Origin of the sequence: Nocardioides ganghwensis, from assembly GCF_014779655.1 — a bacterium.
GTDB classification, from domain to species: Bacteria; Actinomycetota; Actinomycetes; order Propionibacteriales; family Nocardioidaceae; genus Nocardioides; species Nocardioides ganghwensis.
The window spans coordinates 35,125-58,484 of sequence record NZ_JACXYX010000004.1 but is presented as its reverse complement, the minus strand read 5'-3'; the positions used below and the strand labels follow the sequence as shown (position 1 = coordinate 58,484).

The following is a 23,360-nucleotide window of genomic DNA, read 5'->3' as shown; positions in this document are numbered from 1 at the left end:
CGCCGCGCCCGGACGGACCTGACGGGACTCGTCCCGCTTGACTCGTTCGAACACGTGTTCGATCATGGGGACATGTCCTCCGCCCGCTCCGTCGCCGCCCGAGCACCGGGCCTCGACCCGGGGCGGTCCGTCGTCGAGCAGCTGCGCGAGCGGGTCGCGGCGATGGAGCGCAGGCCGGCACTCCAGCCGGTCCCGACCCTGCCCGGCATCGCCGGCCTGGTCCCGATGCACGCCGGCTCCACCTACGCCGTCGACTCGGCCTCGCTGGCGCTCGCGCTGGCGGCCGGGGCGTCGCAGGCCGGCGAGTGGGTCGGCTTCGCCGGCTGCACCGACTTCGGCGCCGAGGCCGCCGCGGAGCTGGGGATCGAGCTCTCGCGCACGGTGCTGGTGCCCGACCCCGGGGAGCACTGGCTGGAGGTGACGGCCGCGCTGGTCGACGTGCTCCGCGTGGTGGTCCTGCGCCCCCCTGCCTCCGTCGACGAGCGGACGGCGGGCATCCTCGACTCGCGCCTGCGCACGCGGTCCGCGGTGCTGGTCGTCCACGGCGCCTGGCCGCGCGCCGATGCCCGGCTCAGCGTCGAGGAGTCGCGCTGGAGCGGTCCGGCGTCCGGCACCGGCCAGCTGCTGCAGCGTCGGGCCCGGGTGGTCGTGCGTCGAGGCGCACGCCCGCCGGCGCGCGCTGACCTGACCTGGCCCGAGGTGTGCGCGACCGAGGTGCGCGAGGTCCGGCGGGCGTCCGGGTGAGCCGGCCGTGAGGGTGATGGTCGTGTGGTGCCCCGACTGGTCGGTGGTCGCCGCGCTCGAGGAGGCCGGGAGGTCGTCGCGCTCCCCCGCCGCCGTGCTCGCCGCCAATGTCGTCGAGGTGTGCAACGGCCCGGCGCGGACCGAGGGCGTACGCCGCGGCCAGCGCCGCCGTGACGCCCAGGCCCGGTGCCCCGAGCTGCTGCTGCTGCCCGCCAACCCCGACCGCGACGCCCGCGCCTTCGAGCCGGTCCTCGCGACGGTCGAGGACCTCCGCCCGGGAGTGGCCGCCCTGCGCCCGGGCCTGCTCGCCGTCCGCGCCCCGGGCAGCTGGTACGGCACCGAGGCCGACGCCGCCGCGACGGTGAGCCAGGCGCTGGTCGAGGGCGAGGTCTGGGACGTCCGGATCGGCATCGCCGACGACCTCTTCACCGCCGAGCAGGCCGCACGCACCGCCGAGGTGCAGCAGTGGGTCGTGGTGCCCGAGGGCGGCTCGGCCGTCTTCCTGCGCGGCCTGCCGGTCCACGCGCTCGCCGATGACGGCCCGCGCGGTCGCGAGCTGGTCGGGCTGCTGCAGCGCCTCGGCCTCCGCACGCTCGGAGACCTCGCCGACCTGCCCGCCGAGGCCGTCGAGCAACGTCTCGGCGCCCACGGCGCTGCCGTGCACCGACGGGCGCGGGGTGCCGACCGCGACCTCTTCGCCGCGCGTACGCCTCCCCCCGAGCTCGACGCCGACGTGTCCTTCGAGCCCGCCCTCGACTCGGTGGAGGCGATCACGTTCAGCGTGCGCACCACGGCCGAGCGGTTCGTCACCCAGCTGGCCCACCACCAGCTGGTCGCCACCGGTGTGCGCGTCGAGGCCGAGTCCGAGGGCGTGGTGTGCTCGTCGCGCACCTGGCTGCACCCGCGCCACTTCGGTGCCCGCGACCTGGTCGACCGGGTGCACTGGCAGCTGCAGTCGGCCGGCTCCACGAGCGGGGCCGGCGGCTCCCTGCGCGGCCGCAAGGACACCGGCCGGGTGCGCGCCCCGATCGACCGGGTCCGGTTCGTGCCCGAGGTGGTCGAGCCCGCCGCCGCGCACGGCGAGGCCCTCTGGGGGTCGGCGTCCGACGACCTCGTCGAGCGCGGCGTCGCCCGCGTCCAGGGGATGGTGGGCTTCGACGCCGTGCAGCGACCGGTGCTGCAGGGTGGCCGCAGCCCCGCGGCGAGGCAGGCGCTGGTGCCGTGGGGCGAGCGCGCCGTCGACCTGCGGCCGGTCGACCGGCCGTGGCCGGGCCGGGTCCCGGGGCCGGCGCCGGTGCGCGTCTTCGCGGTGCCGCCCGTGGCCGAGGTCGTGGACGACGCGGGCCGCGAGGTGCGGGTCACCGAGCGCGGCGTCGTGACCGGCGAGCCCCGCCGCTTCCGCGTCGGCGACGCCGGCGACGGACAGGGCCTGCCCTGGCAGCCGGTCACCGCGTGGGCCGGGCCGTGGCCGGTCGACGAGGGGTGGTGGTCGGGCGGGACCGGCCCCACGGCCCGCTTCCAGGTCGTCGGCGCTGACGGACGCGCCTGGCTGCTGGTGCGCGCACCCGGCGGCTGGACGCTCGAAGCGGGGTACGACTGATGGGCTGGAACAACCCCGCCATGCACTGGAAGGAGCTCGAGCGACGGCTCAGCGGCCTGCCGGGAGCCGACGACGCGCCCGTGTCGCGGCGCAAGCGCGCGGCGGTGACGCCCCAGGCCATCGAGCGGCCCGCCGTGGTGACGCCCTACGCCGAGCTGCACTGCCACAGCCACTTCAGCTTCCTCGACGGCGCCAGCTCCCCGGCCGAGCTCGTCGAGGAGGCCGTACGCCTCGGCCTGCACGCGCTCGCGATCACCGACCACGACGGGTTCTACGGCGCCCCGATGCTGGCGGAGGCCGCCGCGGCCCACGACCTGCCGACGGTGTTCGGCGCGGAGCTGTCCCTCGGCCTCACGGCGCCGCAGGCCGGTGCGCCCGATCCCGAGGGCAGCCACCTGCTGGTGCTGGCCCGCGGGGTCGAGGGCTACCACCGGCTCGCCGCGGCCATGACCGACGCCCACCTGCGCGGCGACGAGAAGGGCCGCCCCGTCTACGACCTCGACGAGCTCGGCGAGCAGGGACGCGGGCACTGGGTGGTGCTCACCGGCTGCCGCAAGGGCACCGTGCCGCAGGCGCTCGCCACCGCGGGCGAGGCCGCGGCCGCCGAGGCCCTCGACCGGCTGACGTCCCTCTTCGGCCTCGAGCACGTCCTCGTCGAGCTGTCGCCGCGGCCCGGGGCCGATGCGACCAACGCCTCGCTGGCCCGGCTGGCGGGCGTCCACGGCCTCGACGTGGTCGCGGCCGGCAACGTCCACCACGCGACCCCGCAGCGCCACCGCCTGGCCTCGGCGATGGCCGCCGTACGCGCCCGCCGCAGCCTCGCCGACCTCGACGGCTGGCTCGACCTGTCGGGCTCCGCCCACCTGCGCAGCGGCGCGGAGACCACCGCCGCGCTGGCGGCGTACCCCACCGCCGTCGCCCGCAGCGTCTCGCTCGCCGACGAGCTCGCCTTCGACCTGCGCAAGGCCTCCCCCGCGCTGCCCAAGCGGCAGATCCCCGAGGGCCACACCGCCGACTCGTGGCTGCGGGTGCTGGCCGAGCGAGGCTTCGCCGAGAGGTACGCCGGGGTGCCCCACGAGGCCGAGGCCCGCGAGCGGCTCGAGCACGAGCTGCGGGTCATCGGCGAGAAGGACTTCGCCGGCTACTTCGTCATCGTCCACGACATCGTCGCGTTCGCCCGCGAGCGCCGGATCCTGTGCCAGGGCAGGGGGTCGGCCGCCAGCTCCGCGGTCTGCTACGCCCTCGGCATCACCGCCGTCGACGCCGTCTTCTACAAGCTCCCGTTCGAGCGGTTCATCTCCGCGCACCGTGACGAGGAGCCCGACATCGACGTCGACTTCGACTCCGACCGTCGCGAGGAGGTCATCCAGTGGGTCTACGACACCTACGGCCGCCGCAACGCCGCCCAGGTGGCCAACGTCATCGCCTACCGTCCCCGCATGGCGGTGCGCGACGCCGCCAAGGCGCTGGGCTTCTCCCCCGGCCAGCAGGACGCGTGGTCCAAGCAGATCGACGGCTGGAAGTCCGTCGTGGCCGGCGACCAGGGCGACCCGGACGCCCACGACGTCCCCGCCCCGGTCGTGGCGCTCGCCGAGGAGCTGCTCGGAGCGCCGCGGCACCTCGGCATCCACTCCGGCGGGATGGTGCTCACCGAGCGCCCGATCGGCGAGGTCTGCCCCATCGAGCGGGCCCGCATGGACAAGCGCACCGTGCTCCAGTGGGACAAGGACGCCTGCGAGTCGATGGGGCTGGTCAAGTTCGACCTGCTCGGCCTCGGCATGCTCGGCGCCCTCGACCACATGATGCGGCTGGTCGCCGAGCACGTCGGTGAGGAGTGGGACCTCGCGACGATGCCCAAGGAGGAGCCCGCGGTCTACGACATGCTGTGCCGCGCCGACTCGATCGGCGTCTTCCAGGTCGAGAGCCGCGCCCAGATCGGCACGCTGCCCCGGCTGCGACCGCGCGAGTTCTACGACCTCGCCATCGAGATCGCGCTCATCCGCCCCGGTCCGATCCAGGGCGGGGCCGTGCACCCCTACGTACGCCGCGCCACCGGGCAGGAGCCGGTCACCTACGACCACCCCGAGCTCGTTCCCGTGCTCGAGCGCACCAAGGGCGTGCCGCTCTTCCAGGAGCAGCTGATGGCGATGGCGGTGACGCTCGGCGACTGCAGCCGCGACGACGCCGACCTGCTGCGCCGTGCGATGGGTTCCAAGCGCGGCGTCGAGCGCATCGAGTCGGTCAAGGCCAAGCTCTACTCCGGCATGCAGCGACGCGGGATCACCGGCGAGCTGGCCGACTCGATCTACGTCAAGATCCTGTCCTTCGCCAACTTCGGCTTCGCCGAGTCCCACGCGCTGTCGTTCGCCCTGCTGGTCTACGCCTCGTCGTGGTTCAAGCTCCACTACCCCGCGGCCTTCCTGGCCGGGCTGCTGCGCAACCAGCCGATGGGGTTCTACTCCCCGCAGTCGCTCGTGGGCGACGCGCGGCGCCACGGCGTCGACGTACGCCGCCCCGACGTCACCCGGTCCGCCGCCCAGGCCGACCTGGAGGGGCTGGTGGTGGGTCCGGTCGCCCCCACCGGGCTCGACACGTGCTGCCGACCGCGCTTCGAGCGGGTCGAGTGGGTGCCGGGGACCCCCGACCCGGTGCCCGCCCACCGCCGCGACGCCGCGCTCGCCGTACGCCTCGGGCTGGACTCGGTGCGCGGCATCGGGCTCGAGGTGGCGCGCCGGATCGTCGCGGCACGCGAGGAGGCGCCGTTCACCGGCATCACCGACCTCTCCCGCCGTGCGGGCCTGACGTCGGCGCAGCTGGAGGCGCTGGCCACCGCCGGGGCGTTCGACGCCTGGGGCCTCGGCCGCCGTGAGGCGCTGTGGGCCGCCGGGTTCGCCGAGGGGGCCGGGCACCTCGCGGGCTCGACGCCGACGTCCGATGCGCCGACGCTGCCCGGCATGAGCGAGCCGGAGATCACCCTGGCCGACCTCTGGGCCACCGGCGTCTCCCCCGAGCGGCACCCCCTCGAGCACCTGCGCGACGACCTGCGCCGCGCGGGCGTCCGGTCGGTCGCCGAGCTCGCCACGGCCGAGGCCGGGCGACGGGTCCACGTCGGTGGGCTGGTCACCCACCGGCAGCGACCCGGCACCGCGATGGGCGTCACCTTCCTCAACCTCGAGGACGAGACGGGCATGCTCAACGTCGTCTGCTCCATCGGGGTGATGAAGGCGCACCGGCAGGCCGCCCGCAACCGGGTCGCCGTGGTCGTGCGTGGGCGCCTCGAGCGCAACGAGGGCGTCACGAACCTCGTCGCCGACCGCGTGGAGGGCATCGACGTGGTCGTCCCCGGCGCTGGAGCAGTGCTGCAGGCACGGGCCTCGTCCCGTGACTTCCGCTGATCGGGGCCTGCGCCGAGGGGTGGGGCGGCGCGCCGACCCGGGACCCTATGCTCGAAGTGTGGTCGACACCCCGCTGCACGCCTCCGACTACTCCTACTCCGTCGTCATCCCCGTCTTCGACAGCCAGGACGTGGTCGGACGCACCATCGACGCCGTCCTCGAGGTGTTCGAGCGCGCGGGGCTGCGCCACCAGGTCGTCCTCGTCAACGACGGCAGCCGCGACGCGAGCTGGGAGGTCATCGCGGAGCGGGCGCGGCAGTCGCCGCACGTCGTCGCGCTCGACCTGCTGCGCAACTACGGCCAGCACCACGCCAACGTGGCGGGCATGCGCGAGGCGACGGGCGACTTCGTCATCACCCTCGACGACGACCTCCAGAACCCGCCCGACCAGGCCCTGCTGCTGATCGAGAAGGCGATGGAGGGCCACGACGTGGTCTTCGGTCGCTTCGAGCGCAAGCAGGCCCGGGGCTACCGACGGCTCGGCAGCCGGGCGATCAGCATGATCAACCGCCGCGTCTTCGACCAGCCGCCCGGTCTCGCAGTGTCCAACTTCCGCATCCTGCGCCGCGACGTCGTCGAGCGGATCTGCAGTGCGCGCACCGCCCACCCCTACATCACCGGCCAGGCGCTGATGTTCTCCAGCAACCCGGCCGACGTGCTCGTGCGCCACGACCCGCGCCCCGTCGGCACCAGCAACTACGGCCTGCGGCGCATCGCCTCGCTCGTGCTGACCATCCTGTTCAGCTACTCCGTCTTCCCCCTGCGCGCGGCCGCGGGCGTCGGCTTCGCGGTGGCCGGCGGAAGCTTCCTCCTCGGCCTCTTCTACCTCGTCCGGTCGCTGTTCGTGGACTCGGAGGTGCCGGGGTGGACGACGATCGCGGTGCTGCTGGCCGTCCTCAACGGCTTCGTGATCATGCTGCTCTCGATGCTGGGCGAGTACGTCGTGCGGACCCTCAACGCGGTCAGCACCGTGCACTCCTACCACGTCGCAAGACGGGTGTCGTCGTGAGCGGGTGCGACCACCGGCACCTCCTCGTCGTCGGCGCGCAGCGGTGCGGCACGACGTTCCTCAGCCGGAGCCTGGGCGACCACCCGGACGTCGCGATGGCCAGCCCGTCGCCGCCGGAGCCCAAGGTCTTCTGCGACGATGCGCTGACCGCGAGGGGCTCGGAGTGGTACCACCGCACCTGGTTCGCGCACGTCCGTGACGAGGACCTGCTCGGCGACAAGAGCACGAGCTACCTCGAGGACCCCGACGCGCCGGAGCGGGCCGCTCGGATGCTGGGCGAGGTCGAGGTGGTGGCGCTGCTGCGCGACCCCGTACGCCGGGCGGTCTCCCACTGGCGGTTCAGCACCGCCAACGGCCTCGAGACCCGGGACCTCGAGGAGGCCCTGCTCGCCGACCTGCACGACGACCAGCCGTGGGACCCCCAGCGGTCGTCGGTGTCGCCGTTCGCCTACGTGCGCCGGGGGCGCTACGCCGAGCAGCTCGCCCCCTGGCTGTCCACGTTCCCCACGACGACCCACGTGCTCTTCCTCGAGGAGCTGCTGGGAGACCCCGGCGTGCTGCCCGCGCTCGTGGACGCCCTCGGCCTCGACCCGGGTCGTACGCCTGCTCCTCCGGCCGCGGCGGTCAACGCGAGCCCCGGTGACGTGCCGACGCTGGATCGAGGCGTGAAGGAGGCGCTCGAGGGGTACTTCCAGGACAGCAACACCCGCCTGGCCGCCCAGCTGGGGCGGCCGCTGCCGTGGCAGGTCGAGACGTGAGCCGTGACCGGACCAGTGACCAGAGACGTGACGAGAGCGAGGTGCCGGTGATGGCACAGCAGCAGTTCGACGACCAGCCGGGCGAGCTCCGGGACGTCCCGTTCAACGTCCCGTCCGTGGTGGGCCGCGAGCTCGATCACGTGCAGGAGGCCGTCAGGAGCGGCCACCTCTCCTCGGGCGGCGCCTTCGCGCGGCGCACCGCGGAGATCCTCGCCGCGGACACCGGGTCCGCGGAGGTGCTGATGACCACCTCGTGCACCGCCGCGCTCGAGCTCTCGGCCATGCTGATGGACCTCCAGGAGGGTGACACGGTGATCGTGCCGTCCTTCACGTTCACCAGCACCGGCCTGGCGTTCGCGCGGCAGGGTGCGGGGCTGCTCTTCTGCGACATCGAGCCCCTGACGCTCGGCCTCGACCCGGCACACCTCGCGACGCTGCTCGACGAGCACGTGCGTGCGGTCGTGATCGTGCACTACGCCGGGGTCGCGTGCGACGTCGAGGGGATCCGCGAGGTCCTGGCCGCGTGGCCGGACGTGCGCCTCGTCGAGGACAACGCGCACGGGCTGTTCGGCGCGTGGCGTGGCGAGCCGCTCGGCAGCCTCGGTCGCTTCGCCACGCTGAGCTTCCACGAGACCAAGAACTTCGTCTGCGGCGAGGGCGGCGCGCTCGTCCTCAACGACGAGGAGGACGTCGACCGCGCCCGGGTGCTCTACGACAAGGGCACCAACCGCCACGCGTTCATGCTCGGCCAGGTCGACAAGTACACCTGGAAGGACACCGGCTCCTCGTTCGGCCTCTCCGACGTGCTGGCCGCCTACCTCCTGGGGCAGCTCGAGCAGCGTGAGCTGGTGCAGGGACGGCGCCGACGCCTGCACGAGCGCTACGAGGCGGCGCTCGCGCCGCTCACCGGGGAGCTGGAGTTCGAGGTGATGCGGGTGCCGGAGGACCGGCAGGCGGCCCACCACATGTACTACGTGCTGCTGCCGCACCGCGATCGGCGCAACGACGTGCTCGAGCTGATGCGCAAGGCCGGCGTGCAGGCCACCTTCCACTACCAGCCGCTGCACACCTCCGACGCGGGGCGCGCGTTCGCCGTACGACCGACCGAGTGCCCGGTCTCCCAGGACGTCAGCGACCGGTTGCTGCGCCTGCCCTTCTACAACGACCTGTCCGATCCCGACCTCGACCGGGTCGTGGCCACCTTCGCCGACGCGTGCACCGCGACCCTGCCGACCCGGTGAGGGCCGCGACCGTGGACGCTCCGGAGGCGCAGCCCGGCTCGTCGTCGCTGCGCTGCGAGGGCTACTGGTGGCACCGCGCCCGGACCGGACTGCTCGACGCCGTGATGTCTCCCCACCTGGCCGCCCCGCGGCGGACACTCGACGTGGGCAGCGCCGACGCACCCAGCGTCGGCTGGATGCGCGGAGCGCAGCAGCACGTGAGCCTCGACCTGTTCCCCGAGGGCCTGCGGCCCGGCGAGGGGGTCGTCGGGTCGGCGACCGAGCTGCCCTTCGCCGACGCGACCTTCGACGTGGTCTCGGCCTTCGACGTGGTCGAGCACTGTGCGGACGACGCCCGCGCCGTCGCCGAGCTCGTACGCGTGCTGGCGCCGGGCGGGCGGATGCTGCTCTCGGTCCCCGCCTACCAGTGGGCGTGGTCGGACCACGACGTCCGGGCGGGCCACCACCGCCGCTACACGCGGCCGGCGTTCGTCGAGCTGGTGGAGGGCGCCGGCGTGCACGTGCTGCGTGCGACGTACGCCTTCGCGGGCGTGTTCCCGCTCTTCGCCGCCGAGCGCCTGGTGCGGCGGGTGCGTCCGGCGCGCCCGGGCGAGGCGCGCCTGCCCCAGGTCTCCCCCGGCGTCGACCGGGCGCTCACGGGTGTGTGCCGTGCGGAGGCGCGCGTCCTGCGCCGTCGCGACCTGCCCTTCGGCTCGTCCGTGCTCGTCGCGGCCCTCAAGCCGCCGTCCCGGCCCGCTCATGCCTGAGCACCGACGAGGCTGCGAGGGCGAGGAGCACGGTCGCGACGACCTCGGCCGCGAGGAACGCGAGGGCGACGCGCTCGGCCGCCCCGAACGCGGTCGGCACCAGCACGAGCGCGCCTGCGGCGACGGCGAGGCCCCACGCGCCGGCGACCCGGCCCGGGCGGTCCAGCGCGAGGGCTCCCACCATGAGCACGACGTTGACCAGGGCCAGCGCGCAGCCCGCTGCGACCACCCCGGCGATGTCCGGGGCCACCTCGACGGTGCCACCGAAGACCGCGGACACGAGCTGGGGTCCGACGACGAGGCCGAGGACCGCGCCCAGTGCCACGGTCGCTGCACCCAGCACGGCGAGGCCTCGCGCGAGCGAACGGAGCGCGCGGAGGTCGCCCTCGACGACGAGCCCGGTGACGTGGTGGGTGACCTGGGGCAGCGTGCCGAGCACGACCATGTAGGGGGCGCGGAACAGCGCGAGCGTCGCGAACATCGCCGTGACCTGGGCGGGCGAGCCGCCGAGCAGTGCCAGCACCACGGACCCCCCGGTCAGCACGCCCTGGGCCAGCAGCTGGGCCGTGGCGGCGCCACCCAGGAACGCCAGGGAGCGGGCCCGCTCCTCGCCCGCCGCACGGAACCGCCAGGCTCCCGGCCAGAGGGCCACCAGCGACCCGGCCACCAGGCACAGCCCGTGGGCGACGGGATCGTCCACCTGCGCCAGCAGCAGCACGGCGACGAGCACGCAGCGCAGCGCGTTCTCCGCGACGAGGCTCCACGCCACCGCCGCCATCCGGCCCCGGCCGGCCAGGCCCCCGCGGAGCACGCCGACGGCGGCCGAGCCGACGACCACCAGCGCGACCAGTACGGGGAACCAGGCGTCGTCCCGGTGGAAGAGGCGGTCCCGCGCCACCCAGGCGAGCCCGCCCGCGGCGACGGCCGTGACCGCCACGACGACACCGACCCGGCGCCCCGAGCCCCGTACGTCCTGCTCGCGACCCGCCGTCAGGCACCGGGTGATCCAGTGCTGCAGCGGGAAGGTGAAGGCGGCGCCCGCGAGCGCCCAGACCGTCCACAGCACCGAGACGGGCGCCGCGGCGGACGCACCGAGGCCGCGCGTGACGAGCGCGAAGAGCACGTAGGCCAGCACCCCGCTCACCACCGAGCCGGCGGCGAGCAGGAGCGGCGCCCTGCGCCGGGTGCGGCGTGCGCGGCTCATGGCACCAGCGGCTCGGCCAGGGGGTCGTCGGCGTCGTAGCCCGCCGCCGTCCGCAGGTCCGCGATCGTGTCGTCACCCAGCGAGGCGCGGGCGTACCAGTCCCAGAACGGGGCGCTGCCGACGTACACGTACTCGGGCTGCAGCGACGCGCGCCAGCGGCGCGAGACCGTCTCCCCCACCGCGACGAGGTCGGGGCCGTCCGCGACCAGGTCCTCCTGGAACCCGACGAGCCCGCCGGGCCACGTGTCCTCCATGTAGTCCTGGAGCCCGCTGCGGAACATCTGGTAGCGCGTGGGGTTCGTGCGGCCGGTGAGCACCAGCGGCTGGGGCGCCTCGACCGAGGTGATCGTCGCCTCCTCAGGGAGCGCGGCGAGCACCGCCCGCGTCGCCTCCCGCTGGTCGTCGAGCAGGTCGTCGCTGCTCGTCACCGCGTAGACCAGGGCGATGACCACCGCGGCCCCGGCCAGCGCCGCCGCCGACGCTGCCTGCCACCTCGGTGCCAGCCCGTGGGCCGCCACGGCGTACGCCGCCCCCAGGCCCAGGGCCGCGAACGGCAGCAGCGGGAACAGGTCGGCCCAGGCGTCGTACTCCTGCAGGATCCACCACAGCCCGGCCGCGAGGCCGGCGGTCATCGCGGGCAGCACAGCGAGCCCCGGCCGCGCGGTCCGGGCGCGCGGCGACACCGCCGCCAGGGAGACCAGCACGAGGAGCACCGGCCCGGCGAGCAGCAGCCACACCGACACCCCGTAGGCCGCCTGCAGGTCCTCCCAGACCAGCTCGCGGTCGGTGGTCAGCGGGTTGGGGACGGTGTAGCGCCGGTTGATCCCGTAGAAGCCGTCGTACGTCGCGCGCAGCGACCCGGCGAGGGCGAACCACACGCCCAGGACGAGAACGGGCACCAGCCCGCCGGCCGCGACCTTGACGAGCGACCGCAGCCGCTCACCGTGCGCGAGCAGCAGGACGGCGGCGACCACGGCGGTGAAGGTGCTGAAGAAGGCCGTCTGGAGGCAGAGCGTGGCGAGGCTGGTCAGGACGCCCGCGGTGAACCAGCGGCGATGGGTGACCGCCCACAGTGCGCCGAGGACGAACAACGCCATCGGGGTCTTCTCGCGCGGCCCGTTGGACGCGTAGTTGATGAACCCGTGGAAGGCCAGCATCGCGCTCGCGGTCACCAGGCCGCCGGCGCGGGAGCGGAAGAGGTCGCGGCCGAGCAGGTACGCGAGGCACACCGCTGCCGCCGCCATCAGCATGAAGACCACGCGCATCGTGACCAGGTCGTCGAACCCGCCGGCGCGGGCGACCAGCGCCCCGACCCCCGGCAGCACGTGGGCCAGCGGGCCGGCACGGTTGAGGACGCCGAGGTAGGGAGGCACGCCTTCGGCGACCTGCTGGCCGGCGTAGCTGTAGATGCCGAGGTCGCGCGTCAGGGCACCGTGGAAGCCGTGCAGCACGTAGACCACCACCGACACCGCGGCCACCACGAGGACGAGCGGGTCACCCGAGCGCAGTCGCGCGAGCCCACTGCGTCGGTCGGTGCCGGGCCGAACGGTGTCAGGCCGGTCGGTGTCGGGCCGGTCGGGGCGAGTGGACACGCGGACACCCTACGGATCGGGCGCGGCCCGGAGGTCAGAGGACGGCCGCGACGAGCGCGAAGCCGCCCGCGCATGCTCCCAGCCCGACGACGATGCTCGCGACGCCGTTGGCGGCGGCGGCCGAGACCGATCCCTCCTCGAGCAGGCGGACGGTCTCGTAGCCGAACGTGGAGAACGTCGTCAGGGCCCCGCAGATCCCGGTGCCGACGAGCGCCAGCACCCACGACGGCGAGTCGAGCTCGACGACCGTGGCCGCGGTGACGCCCAGCACCAGTGAGCCCGCGACGTTGACGGTGAAGGTGCCCCACGGGAAGACGCTGTCGTGCCGGGACTGCACGAAGAGGTCGGCGAGGTAGCGCAGCGGGGCGCCGATCGCACCACCCAGGAGCACCATGAGGACCGTCACCGCGCTCCCTCCCGGCGCGACCCGGGCGCCAGCAGGCGTGCCGCGGCGATGCCGAGCCACACCGCGACGAGCCCGGCGACCAGCGACCCGCCCACGTAGGCGAACGCCGTTGCCGCCCGGCCCGCGGCGAGCAGGTCGCGCGCCTCGAGCACGTAGGTGGAGAACGTCGTCCAGCCGCCGAGCACGCCGACGCCGACGAACGGGCGTACGTAGCGCCGCGGCGGCCACACCTCGACCACGAGCACCATCAGCACCCCGAGGGCGAGGGCACCGGAGACGTTGACCAGGAAGGTCGCCCACGGGAACGTCGTCCCCGACCACGGCAGCAGCTCGTCGACGCTCCAGCGGCCGAGGCTCCCCAGTGCACCTCCGGCGCTGATCACCGCCAGCACGTCTGCGTGCGACCGGACGAACGCCCACCACCGGTGCCGGCCCTCGGCGACGGTGTCGCCGGCGGTGTCCGAGTCGATCGGCAGGCCGCGCGGCGGTCCGGGAGGGCGGGTCTCGTGGTTCTCCATCGCGGCGTGACTGTAGTCGCTGCCGCGTCCGCGAGGACCGCGCGTCGCCCAACCTGGACGGGCGGTCAGAACCCGGTCGGCTCGGTCTCGAGCTCGGGCTCGCGCGGGGCAGCCTCGTGGTGCAGCGGTCGCAACGCCTCTGCTCGCTCGAACCACAGCAACGCGTCGTACCGCCCACCCATGACGGTGGGCACGTAGTTGCCCCGCTCCTGCCGTGGCTCGTAGACGACGCCGATCGCCCGGTGCCCCCTCCGCGCCGAGAGCCACGGGCCGCTGCGGTCGGCACCGAAGTCCAGCACGGCGGGAGCCGCCAGCGCACGGTGCAGGAGGTCCTCGTGGCTGCCTGGTACGGCGTCGGGGACCGGCAGCACGCGCTCGGGCTCTCCCCACCCGCTCGCCGCCACCACCGACCCCCGGTGCGCCGCGAACCCCACGAGGGCCACGCCCTCGGCGGCGTGGGCCTCGCGCACCAGCTGCCCCACGGTGACCAGGCCGGCCGCGGCCATGTCGGTGGCGCGGGCGTCCCCGACATGGGTGTTGTGCTCCCAGACGAGTCCTCTCGAGCCCGGACCGTGGTGGCGTGCGAGCCGGGCGATGGTGGCAGCCATGTGCCGGTCGCGGATGTTCCACGAGGCGCGGTCGCCGCGCACCATGACCCGGTAGTAAGAGCCGCTGGATGACCAGGTCGTGCAGGTCCCGACCGATGCGGTCGCGGTCCTCCAGCAACGACACCCGCCTCCTGTCCCCGCGGACCCTCGCGACCCGCAGGGCGAGCGCGGCCTGCTCGGCGAAGCCGGCCGGCAGGGCCTGGTCGACCTGCCGGAAGTCGTCGAGTCGCTCGCTCGTCCAGGCCAACGCAAGGACACCCTCCACGTCCGAGCCCGATCGCAACGGCAGGACCAGCACCGGACCGAGCCTGGGCCAGCCGTCCACGGAGGACGGATCGACGGCGCGCGGGTCGGACGCCACGTCCTCGACCGAGAGGGGGACGCCGGTGCGCACCACGATGCTCGCGAGCGACGCCTCCATCGGCAGGGCGCGTACGGCTTCGAGGTCGATCGGCGGCCCCGAGACCACCTCGAGGTGCAGGTCCTGGGGATCCGCACCGGTGACGACCCACGACGCGTCCGCACCGGCCACCTCGCGGGCGCGGTCGGCCACCGCCTGGAGCGCACGGTGGGCGGCCGCGTCGTCGGCCAGCAGGGAGGCGATCTCGGCCGTCGCGCTCAACCACGCCTGGCGCCGCTCGGCCACCTCGTAGAGCATGGCGTTCTCGATCGCCACCCCCGCCGCGGCGGCCAGCGCGACCGCGACGGACTCGTCCATGTCGCTGAAGTCCTGCCCGCCGGCCTTCTCGGTGAGGTAGAGGTTGCCGAAGACCCGGCCCCGCGTCCGGACCGGCACTCCCAGGAACGACGACATCGCGGGGTGGTGGTCGGGGAAGCCGTAGGAGGTCGGGTGGGAGGCGATGTCCGTCGACCGGATCGGTCGGGGGTCGTCGATCAGGAGTCCGAGCAGGCCGTGCCCGGTCGGCAGGTCGCCGATCCGCGCGACCGTCTCCTCGTCCAGTCCGTGGTGGACGAACGTGCGCAACCCCCGGTCCGGGCCCTCGGTGAGGACGCCGAGGGCCGCGTAGCGGGCGCCGACGAGGGTGCTCGCCGACCGGACGATGCGCTCCAGCACCCCGTTCAGCGAGAGCTCCGACGTGATGGCCACCACCGCGTCCAGCAGGTGCCGGAGCCTGTCCTGCTCGTCGAGCACCCCGTGCACGCGGGCCAGCACCTCGCGGAGCAGGCGGTCGAAGTCGACCTCCTCCAGCGGAACGTCTCGAGGGTTCTCGCCACCGACGTCCGTGGGGTGCACCGCCCTCCATAAGTGCTGGCCTCCGAGACTACTGCCCGGGACGTCGGGCCGGTAGCCCGTGGACGTTCGGACCGTCCAGAGGCCCGGTGACCCGGGACCAACGGCCGTGGCGCTCGGGGCCGCGGTGCGGGCAGGGTCGACCCAGCGCTTCCGTCCCGAGCCCAGCACCCACGCCGCCCCGGAGGTCAGGCCCCATGTCCCGATCCCGCCCCCTTCCGGTGCCGGTCCTGCGTCGCGTCGTCCACGGAGCGACGCGCGCGCCGAGCGTGCACAACACCCAGCCGTGGCGGTGGCGGGCCACCGGCGGCTGCCTCGAGCTCCACCTCGATCCCGCGCGTCGCCTGCTCGCGACCGATCCCGACGGCAGGAGCGCCACCATCAGCTGCGGTGCGGCGCTCCACCATGCGCAGGTCGTGGCCGGCGCCCTCGGGTGGTCCTCGACGGTCGTACGGCACCCCGAGGGACCCGCGGCGAGCCTGCTGGCCCGCATCCAGCACGAGCCGGCCGCGCCGCCGCACGACGCCGCCGCGCTGCTCGAGGCGGTCGAGGTCCGCTTCACCGATCGGCGCCGGTTCACCTCGTGGCCGATCCCGCAGGACCGTCTCGCGCACCTCGTGGACGTCGCCCGGGCGTGGGGCGCTGAGGCGACGGTGGTCACCGACGCCCGTGACCGGCTGCGGGCCGAGCGGCTGGTCCTGCAGGCCGGCGCCCTGCAGGCGCGGTCACGCAGGACGGCGGAGGAGCGGGACGCGTGGGTGGATCGCCGGACGCCCGACGGCATCCCGGCCGCGGTCCTCACCAGGTCAGGCGTGCGCGCCGACGCCCATCCCCATCGCTACGAGTCCGTGCCCGACACCGACCTGGAAAGACAGGACCTGCGGGACGCCGACAGCCTGATGGTGCTGCACGCCGAGAACGACGACCCGCCAAGCTGGCTGCGGGCCGGGGAGGGGCTGAGTGCCTTGTGGCTGACGGCCACCACCCTCGGCCTGTCCGTCGTCCCCCTGTCCCAGGCGACCGAGGTCGACGAGGTCCGCGAGGCGCTCCGGCACCAGGTCCTCGGCGGCGCGGGCCACGCCCTGCTCCTCGCCCGCATCGGGTGGCAGGAGATCGGCCGCAGCGAGCAGCCGAGGACTCCTCGACGCCCGGTCGACGAGGTGCTCGACCTGGCCTGACACCCCCCGGCGACGGGGCACTCCGGCGATTCCCGGCACGATGTCGCGGGCTCGTATGATGGTGCTGCAGAGGGTTTCACGCGTCTTGGAGGTGGGTTCGGCGCGTCGTACCGACGCACCCAGAAGGACCCTCGTGACCCCTCTCGCCTCCTACCGACGACTCCTCCACCTCGCCGGCCCGACCTACGTGCTGATCGCGTTCGTCGGCCGCCTCCCGCTGGCGATGAGCCAGCTCGGCACCCTCCTCCTCGTCTCGACCGCGTCCGGCAGCTACGGCCTCGGTGGCCTGAGCGCCGGTGCGCTGGCAGTCGCCAACGCCGTCGGCGCACCGGTCGCCGGCTCTCTCGCCGACCGCGTCGGCCAGAGACCCGTCGTCCTGGTCCAGTCGCTGCTGGGTGCCACCGGGCTGGCCCTGCTCGTCGCCGTCGTGGGCGGCGACGCCGCGCCGACGACCGTGGTCCTCACCGCCGCGGCCACCGGCCTGCTCCTCCCCCAGGTCGGTCCCCTCGCCCGGGTCAGGTGGCGACCGATGACGCGTACGACCGGCACGCACCAGCGTCGTCTCGTGGACGCCGCGTTCTCCTACGAGGGTGCTGCCGACGAGGCGTCCTTCGCCATCGGTCCCGCACTCGTCGGCCTCTCGGTCGCGGCCTTCTCGCCCGGTGGGGCGATGCTGCTCGCGGCCGTGCTGCTCGCGGTGTTCGGGTCCGCCTTCGCGCTGGACCCCTCGGCCCGTCTCACCCACGCCGCCGAGCGGCCCGCCGGCTCCGGCCGGCTGCTGGGCGCGGCGTTCCTGGTGCTCGTCGGCGCGCAGGTCTCGATCGGCATGCTCTTCGGCGCGACCCAGACCGGCGCGACCGTCCTCGCCACCGACGCCGGTACGCCGGGCGTCGCGGGCCTCGTGCACGCCACCCTCGGCATCGGCAGCGCGATCGCCGGCCTCGCCACGGCGTACGTGCCCGAGCGGATCGGCCACGAGCGGCGCGCGCTGGTGGCGGCGTGGGCGCTGCTCGCCCTGTCGCTGCCGCTGCTCGTCGTCGACTCGCTCGCGACCGCGACGGTGACCGTGCTGGTCCTCGGTGTCGCCGTGGCGCCCTACATGATCGCCGTGTTCTCCCTCGCCGAGCGCGTGGTGCCGCCGGCCCGCGTGGGCGCGGCGATGACGACGCTGGCGAGCGCCACGGGCCTGGGCTACGCGCTGGGCTCCAGCCTCGCCGGACGCCTCGCCGACCAGTCGGGCGCGACCTCGGCGTTCGCCGTCACCGTCGGCGCCACGGTGCTCGCGGCCGGGCTGATGACCACCCAGCAGCGACGCCTCCGCACGGCAGCGGCGCCGGTCCTCGCGGACGCGCCCGCCCTCGATTCCTCAGCCACGGTGGTGCGGACCGGCTAGGTTGGAGAGGTCCACGACGTTGGTGCACCCCCGCCCAGCCTGCTGGACCAGGTCGGATGGTCACGTGTACGCAGGGCGTCGTTCGGATCCGGGTCGGCACGAGCACCTCACGGTGCTGCTCGACGAGGTGCACTCGGCACGCGCTCGTCTCGAGAGCGCTCGCCACGACAAGCGCCTCGCCGAGCAGCAGGCGCTGCGCCAGGCGCTGCTCGACGCGCTGGACGCGTACGCCGACGCGCTGGCCGCGGCCGGCGTACCGCTCCCCCACCGGCTCCGGAGCGAGATCGACCTCTACCGCGGGCTGCGCGGGCGGGGCTGAGACGCCGACACTGACGTCATGAGAGGCGGTCGCCCTGACGACCGCTCGCCATGACGTCCTCGCCGTGCGTCATGGCGTCTGCTCGTCCCCCGTCTCCCACACCCGCACCCAGTCGACGTACATGTGCTGGGGCAGGCGGCGCTCGCCGATCTTCGGGATCTCGTAGTCGGCCGCGAGCAGGCTGAGGATCGGGAACTGGCGCACCGCGGAGATCTTGCCGCGCAGCCGGCCGGTCTCCTTTCCGTCGATGCGGAAGACGAGCTGCCGGGGCGTCCACTCCACGGAGAAGACGTGGTAGTTCTTCGACCACCCGTCGTGGCGGCCGCTGAGGAACGAGCGCGAGTTCGGGATCCAGCCGCCGGAGGGGATGCGGCGCTTGCCCTCGTAGCGGTGCATGAACGACGCCAGCCCGCCTTGGGGATGGCGGTCGCCGAAGTACTCGACGACGTCGATCTCGTTGCCGGCCGCGCCCGGGTACATCCCGTCGACGGGCTGCATCCAGAAGGCGCCGTGCTGCCCACGCAGCCGGTGGAACTTCACCCGCGCCGCCGCGATGCCGTAGCGGAACGAGAAGGCACCCTCGGTGCCGATGTGGCCGTTGAGCCGGTACGCGAACCGGCCGGGACGCGCGTCGCGGCTCCGGATGCGGCAGCGCTTGGTGGCGTCGGGGTCCGCGATGACGCTCAACCGCACCGACCCACCGCTGACGCTGACCGCCCTCGGGTCACCCTTGGCGCACGAGCGTCGGCTCGTGGGCGCGTAGTCACGGCCGCGGTGGTTCCACGTCGGTCCGAGGTGGGAGCCGGAGAACTCGTCGGTCCACGTCGGCCGCAGCCAGCGGGCGGTGCTGACCGGGTTGCTCTTCATCGGCCCCGTTCGGCCCGAGGCCATCGCCTTGACGCGGTAGGTCAGTGCCTCGCCCCCGACGGAGGCCGTGGTCGCGAACTGAGCCCTCCCCCAGCGGTCCTGCCGGGTGACGGCGACCGCGCGCCACGTCGCGGGCAGGTCGGCGCCGTGCTCCTCGCGCACCTGCAGCTGCACCCGCCGGCCCGGGATGACCGGCCGCAGGGTGGCCGTCACAGCCGTACGCGCCGCGTCCGGGCTGGCGACCCGGCCGCCGGGCTGCACGAGCTGCGGCAGCACCTCGAGCCGGATCCTCTGGTGCCGGGTGGCGCGCACCGAGACGCTCGCGGGCGCCTCCTCGGCCGCCTCGGTCGACGCGGTCACCTCGCCCGTGGCCGTCCCCGACCACGCGAGCAGGGAGGCCGGGAGCACGAGCGCGGTCGCCGCGCGGAGGATGAGCGATCGGGGAGGCATGCCACTGTGACGCCACCGTCCCCCGGTTGGTTGTCGGATCAGCCCCCGAGCGCCGCGGCCTCCCGCGCCAGCGAGGTGACGCGGTCCCAGTCACCGGCGGCGAGCGCGTCGGCCGGGGTGAGCCAGGACCCGCCGACGCAGCCGACGTTGGGCAGCGAGAGGTACGCCGTGGCGGAGGTCGCGGTGATGCCGCCCGTCGGGCAGAACCGGGCGGCCGGCAGCGGCGAGGCGAGTGACTTCAGGAAGGCGGCGCCGCCCGAGGCCTCGGCGGGGAAGAACTTCATCTCCGAGAAGCCCGCCTCGAGCACGGCCATCGCCTCGGAGACCGTGGCGGTGCCGGGGAGGAACGGGACGCCCGAGCCACCCAGCTCCCGCAGCAGCGTCGGGGTCGTGCCCGGCGACACCAGGAACTGCGCGCCCGCATCGACGGCCCGCCCGACGAGCTCGGGCGAGGTGATCGTGCCGGCGCCGACGAGGATCTCCGGCACCTCGTCGGCGATCGCCCGGATCGCGTCGAGGGCGACAGGCGTGCGCAGGGTCAGCTCGATGACCGGCAGACCGCCTGCGACGAGCGAGCGCGCCACCGGTACGGCGTGGGCGAGGTCGTCGAGCACGACGACCGGGACCACGGGCACGAGCGAGAGCAGCGACGCGGGCACGGGGCGTGCCCGGACGTCAGACAGGCTGGACAACGGGGGCCTCCTCGGTGGGGGCGGGCAGGGGACGGATGACGCTGGCGCCGGTCTCTGCGGTGCCGACGATGGCGCGGAAGCCGGAGAACAGCTCGCGCCCGGTGCCGGCCCACTCGACGTCGTGCGGCGCCCGGCCGGTGGCCTCGCGACGCTCGAACTCGGCGTCGGCGAGCTCGACCTCGAGGACCCCGGTCTCGGCGTCGACGGTCACGAGGTCGCCCTCGCGCACCCGGGCCAGCGGACCGCCGAGCGCGGCCTCCGGCGTCACGTGGATGGCGGCGGGGACCTTGCCGGAGGCACCGGACATGCGACCGTCGGTGACCACCGCGACCCGCTGGCCGCGGTCCTGGAGCACGCCGAGGGCGGGCATCAGCTTGTGCAGCTCGGGCATGCCGTTGGCGGCGGGGCCCTGGTAGCGGACCACGGCCACGAGGTCGCGTCCGTCGAGGCGGCCCTCGGCGAAGGCGGCGAGGAAGTCGGCCTGGTCGTCGAAGACCATCGCCGGCGCCGTCACCACCCGGTGCTCCGGCTTGACCGCCGAGGTCTTGACCACGGCGCGGCCGAGGCGGCCCGACAGCATGCGCAGGCCGCCGTCGGGGGCGAAGGGGTCGTCGGCCGGGCGGAGGACGTCGGTGTCGAGCGAGGACTTCGGTCCTTCCTCCCACACGATCCCGGCCCTGTCGCCGGCGCCGTCGAGCCTGGCCTCGCGGGTGTGCCGCCACAGTCCGCGCCCGGACACCGTGAGCACGTCGTCGTGGAGGTAGCCGTGCTTGAGCAGCGTGTGCACGAGGAACGGCGTGCCGCCAGCGGCGACGAAGTGGTTGATGTCGGCCGAACCGTTGGGATAGATCCGCGTCAGCAGCGGGACGGCGGCCGACAGGTCGGACAGGTCGTCCCACGTCAGGGTGATGCCGGCCGCCGCGGCGATCGCGACCAGGTGCATCGTGTGGTTGGTCGAGCCGCCCGTGGCGAGCAGCGCGACGCACGCGTTGACGACCGCCTTCTCGTCGACGAGGTGGCCGACCGGGGTGGGCTCGCCACCGGCCGCGGTGATGGCGACCGTACGGTCCCCCGCCGCGCGCGTCAGGGCAGCACGCAGCGGCGTGCCGGGGTTGGCGAAGGTCGCGTCGGGCAGGTGCAGGCCCATGACCTCCATCAGCATCTGGTTGCTGTTGGCCGTGCCGTAGAACGTGCACGTCCCGGCCGAGTGGTAGGACTGCGACTCGGCCTCGAGGAGCTCCTCGCGCCCGACCTTGCCCTCGGCGTAGAGCTGACGGACCCGGGCCTTCTCCGCGTTGGGCAGGCCAGAGGGCATCGGGCCGGCCGGCACGAAGACGGTCGGCAGGTGGCCGAAGGACAGGGCCCCGATCAGCAGGCCGGGCACGATCTTGTCGCAGACGCCGAGCATCATCGCGGCGTCGAACATGTCGTGCGAGAGCGCGACGGCCGTCGACATGGCGATCAGGTCGCGGCTGAAGAGCGAGAGCTCCATGCCGGCGCGGCCCTGGGTGATGCCGTCGCACATCGCGGGCACGCCACCGGCGAACTGGGCCAGGCCACCGGCGCGGACGATCGACTTCTTCAGCACCTCGGGCACGTCGCGGAAGGGCTGGTGCGCCGAGAGCATGTCGTTGTAGGCGGACACGATGGCGACGTTGGGCTTGCGACCGGACCGCAGGCCGGACCTCACCGGCTCCTCGGCGGCGGCGAAGCCGTGGGCGAGGTTGGCACAGGCGAGCCTGCCCCGGGCCGGACCCTTGTCGATCGCCGCGTCGGTGCGGGCGAGGTAGGCCGCGCGGGTGTCGGCGCTGCGCCGGGCGATGCGCTCGGTGACCTCGGCGACCACCGGGTCGATGCCGGGCTTGCTGGGGTTGCTTCTGGCCTTGCTGGGCGTGCTCATTCTGTCTCCTGCCAGGATCGGCCGTCGCGCTCGAGGAGCGTGACGGCGGCAACGGGACCGTGCGTGCCGGCCGGGTACTTCCGGGGCCGGTGCGAGGGCTGCGACCAGCGCTCGAGGATGGGGGCCACCCACGTCCACGCCGCCTCGACCTCGTCGCGGCGCATGAACAGGGTGGTGTTGCCGCGCACCACGTCCATGAGGAGGCGCTCGTACGCGTCGGGCGAGCGGGTGCCGAAGGCCGCGGCATAGCTGAGGTCGAGCGACACCGGCCGCAGCCGGATGCCGCCGGGACCAGGCTCCTTGGCGGTCATGTGGAGCCGCATGCCCTCGTCGGGCTGGACGCGGATGTGCAGCCGGTTGGCCTCGGTCGGGCCCTCGCTGTGCGGGAACATCGCGTGCGGCGGCTCCTTGAAGACCACCACGATCTCCGAGACCCGCTCGGGCATCCGCTTGCCGGTGCGCAGGTAGAACGGCACGCCCGCCCAGCGCCAGTTCTGCACCTCGGTCTTCAGCGCCACGAACGTCTCGGTGCCGCTGGTGTGCCCGACCTCGTCGGCGTACGACGCCGCTGGACGGCCCTCGCAGAGCCCGGCGGCGTACTGGCCGGCGACGGTGTCGCGGTCGACGAGCTCGGGGGTCATCGGCCGCAGTGCCTGGAGCACCTTGAGCTTCTCGTCGCGCACCGTCTCGCGGTCGACATACGTCGGGGGCTCCATCGCCACCAGGCACAGCAGCTGCAGCAGGTGGTTCTGCACCATGTCGCGCAGCGCGCCCGAGCGGTCGTAGTAGGAGCCGCGCTCGCCGACGCCGATCGACTCCGACACGGTGATCTGCACGTGGTCGACCCACCGGCTGTTCCACAGCGGTTCGAGGAACGTGTTGGCGAACCGGGTGACCAGGAGGTTCTGCACGCTCTCCTTGCCGAGGTAGTGGTCGATGCGGAAGATGCTCGACTCGTCGAAGACGCGGCCGACCGCGGCGTTGACCTGTTGCGCGGTGGCGAGGTCGCTGCCCATCGGCTTCTCCAGCACGACGCGCGAGCGCTCGGTGACCAGCCCGGCCTCGTCGAGGTGCTCGCAGATGGTGCCGAAGAGACCGGGCGCGACCGCGAGGTAGAACACCCGGGTCACGTCGTCGGACGCGGCACCGTCCTTGAGCCGGTCGTGGAGCTGGTGCCAGGCGGCCACGTCCTCGATGTCGAGCGTGACGTGGTGCAGCCGGGCGAGCAGTCGCTCCACCACGGGGGCGTCGAGGTCGGCTGCTGCGACGTGCTCACGCAGCGCGTCCGCCACGAGGGCGCGGTAGCCGTCGTCGTCCACCTCGGCGCGCGAGACGCCGATGACGCGGAAGCCCTCGGGCAGCTGCCCGTCGCGGTCGCGGAGGTAGAGCGCGGGCAGCAGCTTGCGCAGGGCGAGGTCGCCGGTGCCACCGAAGACGGTGAAGTCGCAGGGGTCGACCGGGGTGAGCGGGTCCATGGCGCACCACCGT

19 protein-coding genes and 1 pseudogene are annotated in these 23,360 nt (G+C 74.1%); 10 read left to right on the top strand and 10 right to left on the bottom strand.

Annotated elements, in window-relative coordinates; all coding sequences use genetic code 11:
* Nucleotides 1-72: 72 nt before the first annotated feature.
* From IEZ24_RS05885 to IEZ24_RS05855, 7 genes are read left to right on the top strand one after another with little or no spacing between them, the layout of a single operon-like run.
* Nucleotides 73-744 carry a hypothetical protein gene (locus tag IEZ24_RS05885; RefSeq protein ID WP_129456515.1) on the top strand — a complete coding sequence of 224 codons (672 nt, stop codon included), beginning with the start codon at nt 73-75 and terminating at the stop codon, nt 742-744.
* A gap of 16 nt (nt 745-760) precedes the next feature.
* Nucleotides 761-2,344, top strand: a complete 1,584-nt coding sequence (locus tag IEZ24_RS05880; RefSeq protein WP_224744948.1) for a DNA polymerase Y family protein — start codon at nt 761-763, stop codon at nt 2,342-2,344.
* Nucleotides 2,344-5,739: an error-prone DNA polymerase gene (locus tag IEZ24_RS05875; protein WP_129456513.1), complete on the top strand. Its 3,396-nt coding sequence runs from the start codon at nt 2,344-2,346 to the stop codon at nt 5,737-5,739. The genes IEZ24_RS05880 and IEZ24_RS05875 overlap by 1 nt, the downstream gene beginning before the upstream one ends.
* Nucleotides 5,740-5,797: 58 nt before the next feature.
* Entirely contained in the window at nt 5,798-6,748 is a 951-nt protein-coding gene (locus IEZ24_RS22250) for a glycosyltransferase family 2 protein (RefSeq protein WP_165356177.1), read from the top strand.
* Nucleotides 6,745-7,506: a sulfotransferase family protein gene (locus tag IEZ24_RS22245; RefSeq protein WP_165356176.1), complete on the top strand. Its 762-nt coding sequence runs from the start codon at nt 6,745-6,747 to the stop codon at nt 7,504-7,506. Before IEZ24_RS22250 ends, IEZ24_RS22245 begins: the two co-directional genes overlap by 4 nt.
* 50 nt (nt 7,507-7,556) lie before the next feature.
* Nucleotides 7,557-8,747: a dTDP-4-amino-4,6-dideoxygalactose transaminase gene (gene rffA / locus IEZ24_RS05860; protein WP_129456510.1), complete on the top strand. Its 1,191-nt coding sequence runs from the start codon at nt 7,557-7,559 to the stop codon at nt 8,745-8,747.
* 11 nt (nt 8,748-8,758) lie between these two features.
* A complete protein-coding gene (locus IEZ24_RS05855; RefSeq protein WP_242498580.1) occupies nt 8,759-9,493 on the top strand; it encodes a class I SAM-dependent methyltransferase in 735 nt (244 codons plus the stop codon).
* On the opposite strand, the gene IEZ24_RS05850 is transcribed toward IEZ24_RS05855, so the two are convergent.
* The 6 genes and pseudogenes from IEZ24_RS05850 to IEZ24_RS05825 form a co-directional block, all read right to left on the bottom strand.
* The gene (locus IEZ24_RS05850; RefSeq protein ID WP_129456509.1) at nt 9,462-10,697 is read right to left on the bottom strand and encodes a polysaccharide biosynthesis protein; all 1,236 of its coding nucleotides are present in this window, start codon (nt 10,695-10,697) and stop codon (nt 9,462-9,464) included. The two genes, IEZ24_RS05855 and IEZ24_RS05850, sit on opposite strands and share 32 nt — an antisense overlap.
* Complete coding sequence (locus IEZ24_RS05845) at nt 10,694-12,289, bottom strand: glycosyltransferase family 39 protein (RefSeq protein ID WP_129456508.1); 1,596 nt, start codon at nt 12,287-12,289, stop codon at nt 10,694-10,696. The genes IEZ24_RS05850 and IEZ24_RS05845 overlap by 4 nt, the downstream gene beginning before the upstream one ends.
* A 34-nt stretch (nt 12,290-12,323) precedes the next feature.
* A complete protein-coding gene (gene crcB, locus IEZ24_RS05840) occupies nt 12,324-12,695 on the bottom strand; it encodes a fluoride efflux transporter CrcB (RefSeq protein ID WP_129456507.1) in 372 nt (123 codons plus the stop codon).
* Nucleotides 12,692-13,213: a fluoride efflux transporter FluC gene (locus tag IEZ24_RS05835; protein ID WP_129456538.1), complete on the bottom strand. Its 522-nt coding sequence runs from the start codon at nt 13,211-13,213 to the stop codon at nt 12,692-12,694. The genes crcB and IEZ24_RS05835 overlap by 4 nt, the downstream gene beginning before the upstream one ends.
* A 65-nt stretch (nt 13,214-13,278) precedes the next feature.
* A complete protein-coding gene (locus IEZ24_RS05830; RefSeq protein WP_397190525.1) occupies nt 13,279-14,079 on the bottom strand; it encodes an erythromycin esterase family protein in 801 nt (266 codons plus the stop codon).
* A pseudogene (locus IEZ24_RS05825) lies at nt 14,039-14,896 on the bottom strand (GAF domain-containing protein); the annotation flags it as partial. The gene IEZ24_RS05830 and the pseudogene IEZ24_RS05825, both read right to left, overlap by 41 nt.
* Nucleotides 14,897-15,270: 374 nt before the next feature.
* Between IEZ24_RS05825 and IEZ24_RS05820 the strand changes: the two are divergent.
* The 3 genes from IEZ24_RS05820 to IEZ24_RS05810 all read left to right on the top strand — a co-directional run bounded on the left by IEZ24_RS05820 (nt 15,271) and on the right by IEZ24_RS05810 (nt 17,963).
* Nucleotides 15,271-16,251, top strand: coding sequence for an Acg family FMN-binding oxidoreductase (locus IEZ24_RS05820; RefSeq protein WP_129456506.1), 981 nt, complete (start codon nt 15,271-15,273; stop codon nt 16,249-16,251).
* Nucleotides 16,252-16,384: 133 nt separating this feature from the next.
* Entirely contained in the window at nt 16,385-17,644 is a 1,260-nt protein-coding gene (locus tag IEZ24_RS05815) for an MFS transporter (RefSeq protein WP_129456505.1), read from the top strand.
* Between the two features lie 64 nt (nt 17,645-17,708).
* Nucleotides 17,709-17,963 carry a hypothetical protein gene (locus IEZ24_RS05810; RefSeq protein WP_129456504.1) on the top strand — a complete coding sequence of 85 codons (255 nt, stop codon included), beginning with the start codon at nt 17,709-17,711 and terminating at the stop codon, nt 17,961-17,963.
* Between the two features lie 69 nt (nt 17,964-18,032).
* Here the strand turns inward: IEZ24_RS05810 and IEZ24_RS05805 are convergent, their stop codons facing one another.
* The 4 genes from IEZ24_RS05805 to zwf are packed head-to-tail and all read right to left on the bottom strand — an operon-like array spanning nt 18,033 to nt 23,347.
* Complete coding sequence (locus IEZ24_RS05805; RefSeq protein WP_129456503.1) at nt 18,033-19,280, bottom strand: glycoside hydrolase family 16 protein; 1,248 nt, start codon at nt 19,278-19,280, stop codon at nt 18,033-18,035.
* Nucleotides 19,281-19,318: 38 nt separating this feature from the next.
* On the bottom strand, nt 19,319-19,972 hold the full coding sequence (eda, locus tag IEZ24_RS05800; RefSeq protein ID WP_224744924.1) for a bifunctional 4-hydroxy-2-oxoglutarate aldolase/2-dehydro-3-deoxy-phosphogluconate aldolase: 654 nt from the start codon (nt 19,970-19,972) through the stop codon (nt 19,319-19,321).
* Nucleotides 19,956-21,872 carry a phosphogluconate dehydratase gene (gene edd / locus IEZ24_RS05795; RefSeq protein WP_129456502.1) on the bottom strand — a complete coding sequence of 639 codons (1,917 nt, stop codon included), beginning with the start codon at nt 21,870-21,872 and terminating at the stop codon, nt 19,956-19,958. Before edd ends, eda begins: the two co-directional genes overlap by 17 nt.
* Complete coding sequence (gene zwf / locus IEZ24_RS05790; protein ID WP_129456501.1) at nt 21,869-23,347, bottom strand: glucose-6-phosphate dehydrogenase; 1,479 nt, start codon at nt 23,345-23,347, stop codon at nt 21,869-21,871. The genes edd and zwf overlap by 4 nt, the downstream gene beginning before the upstream one ends.
* Between the last annotated feature and the right edge of the window lie 13 nt (nt 23,348-23,360).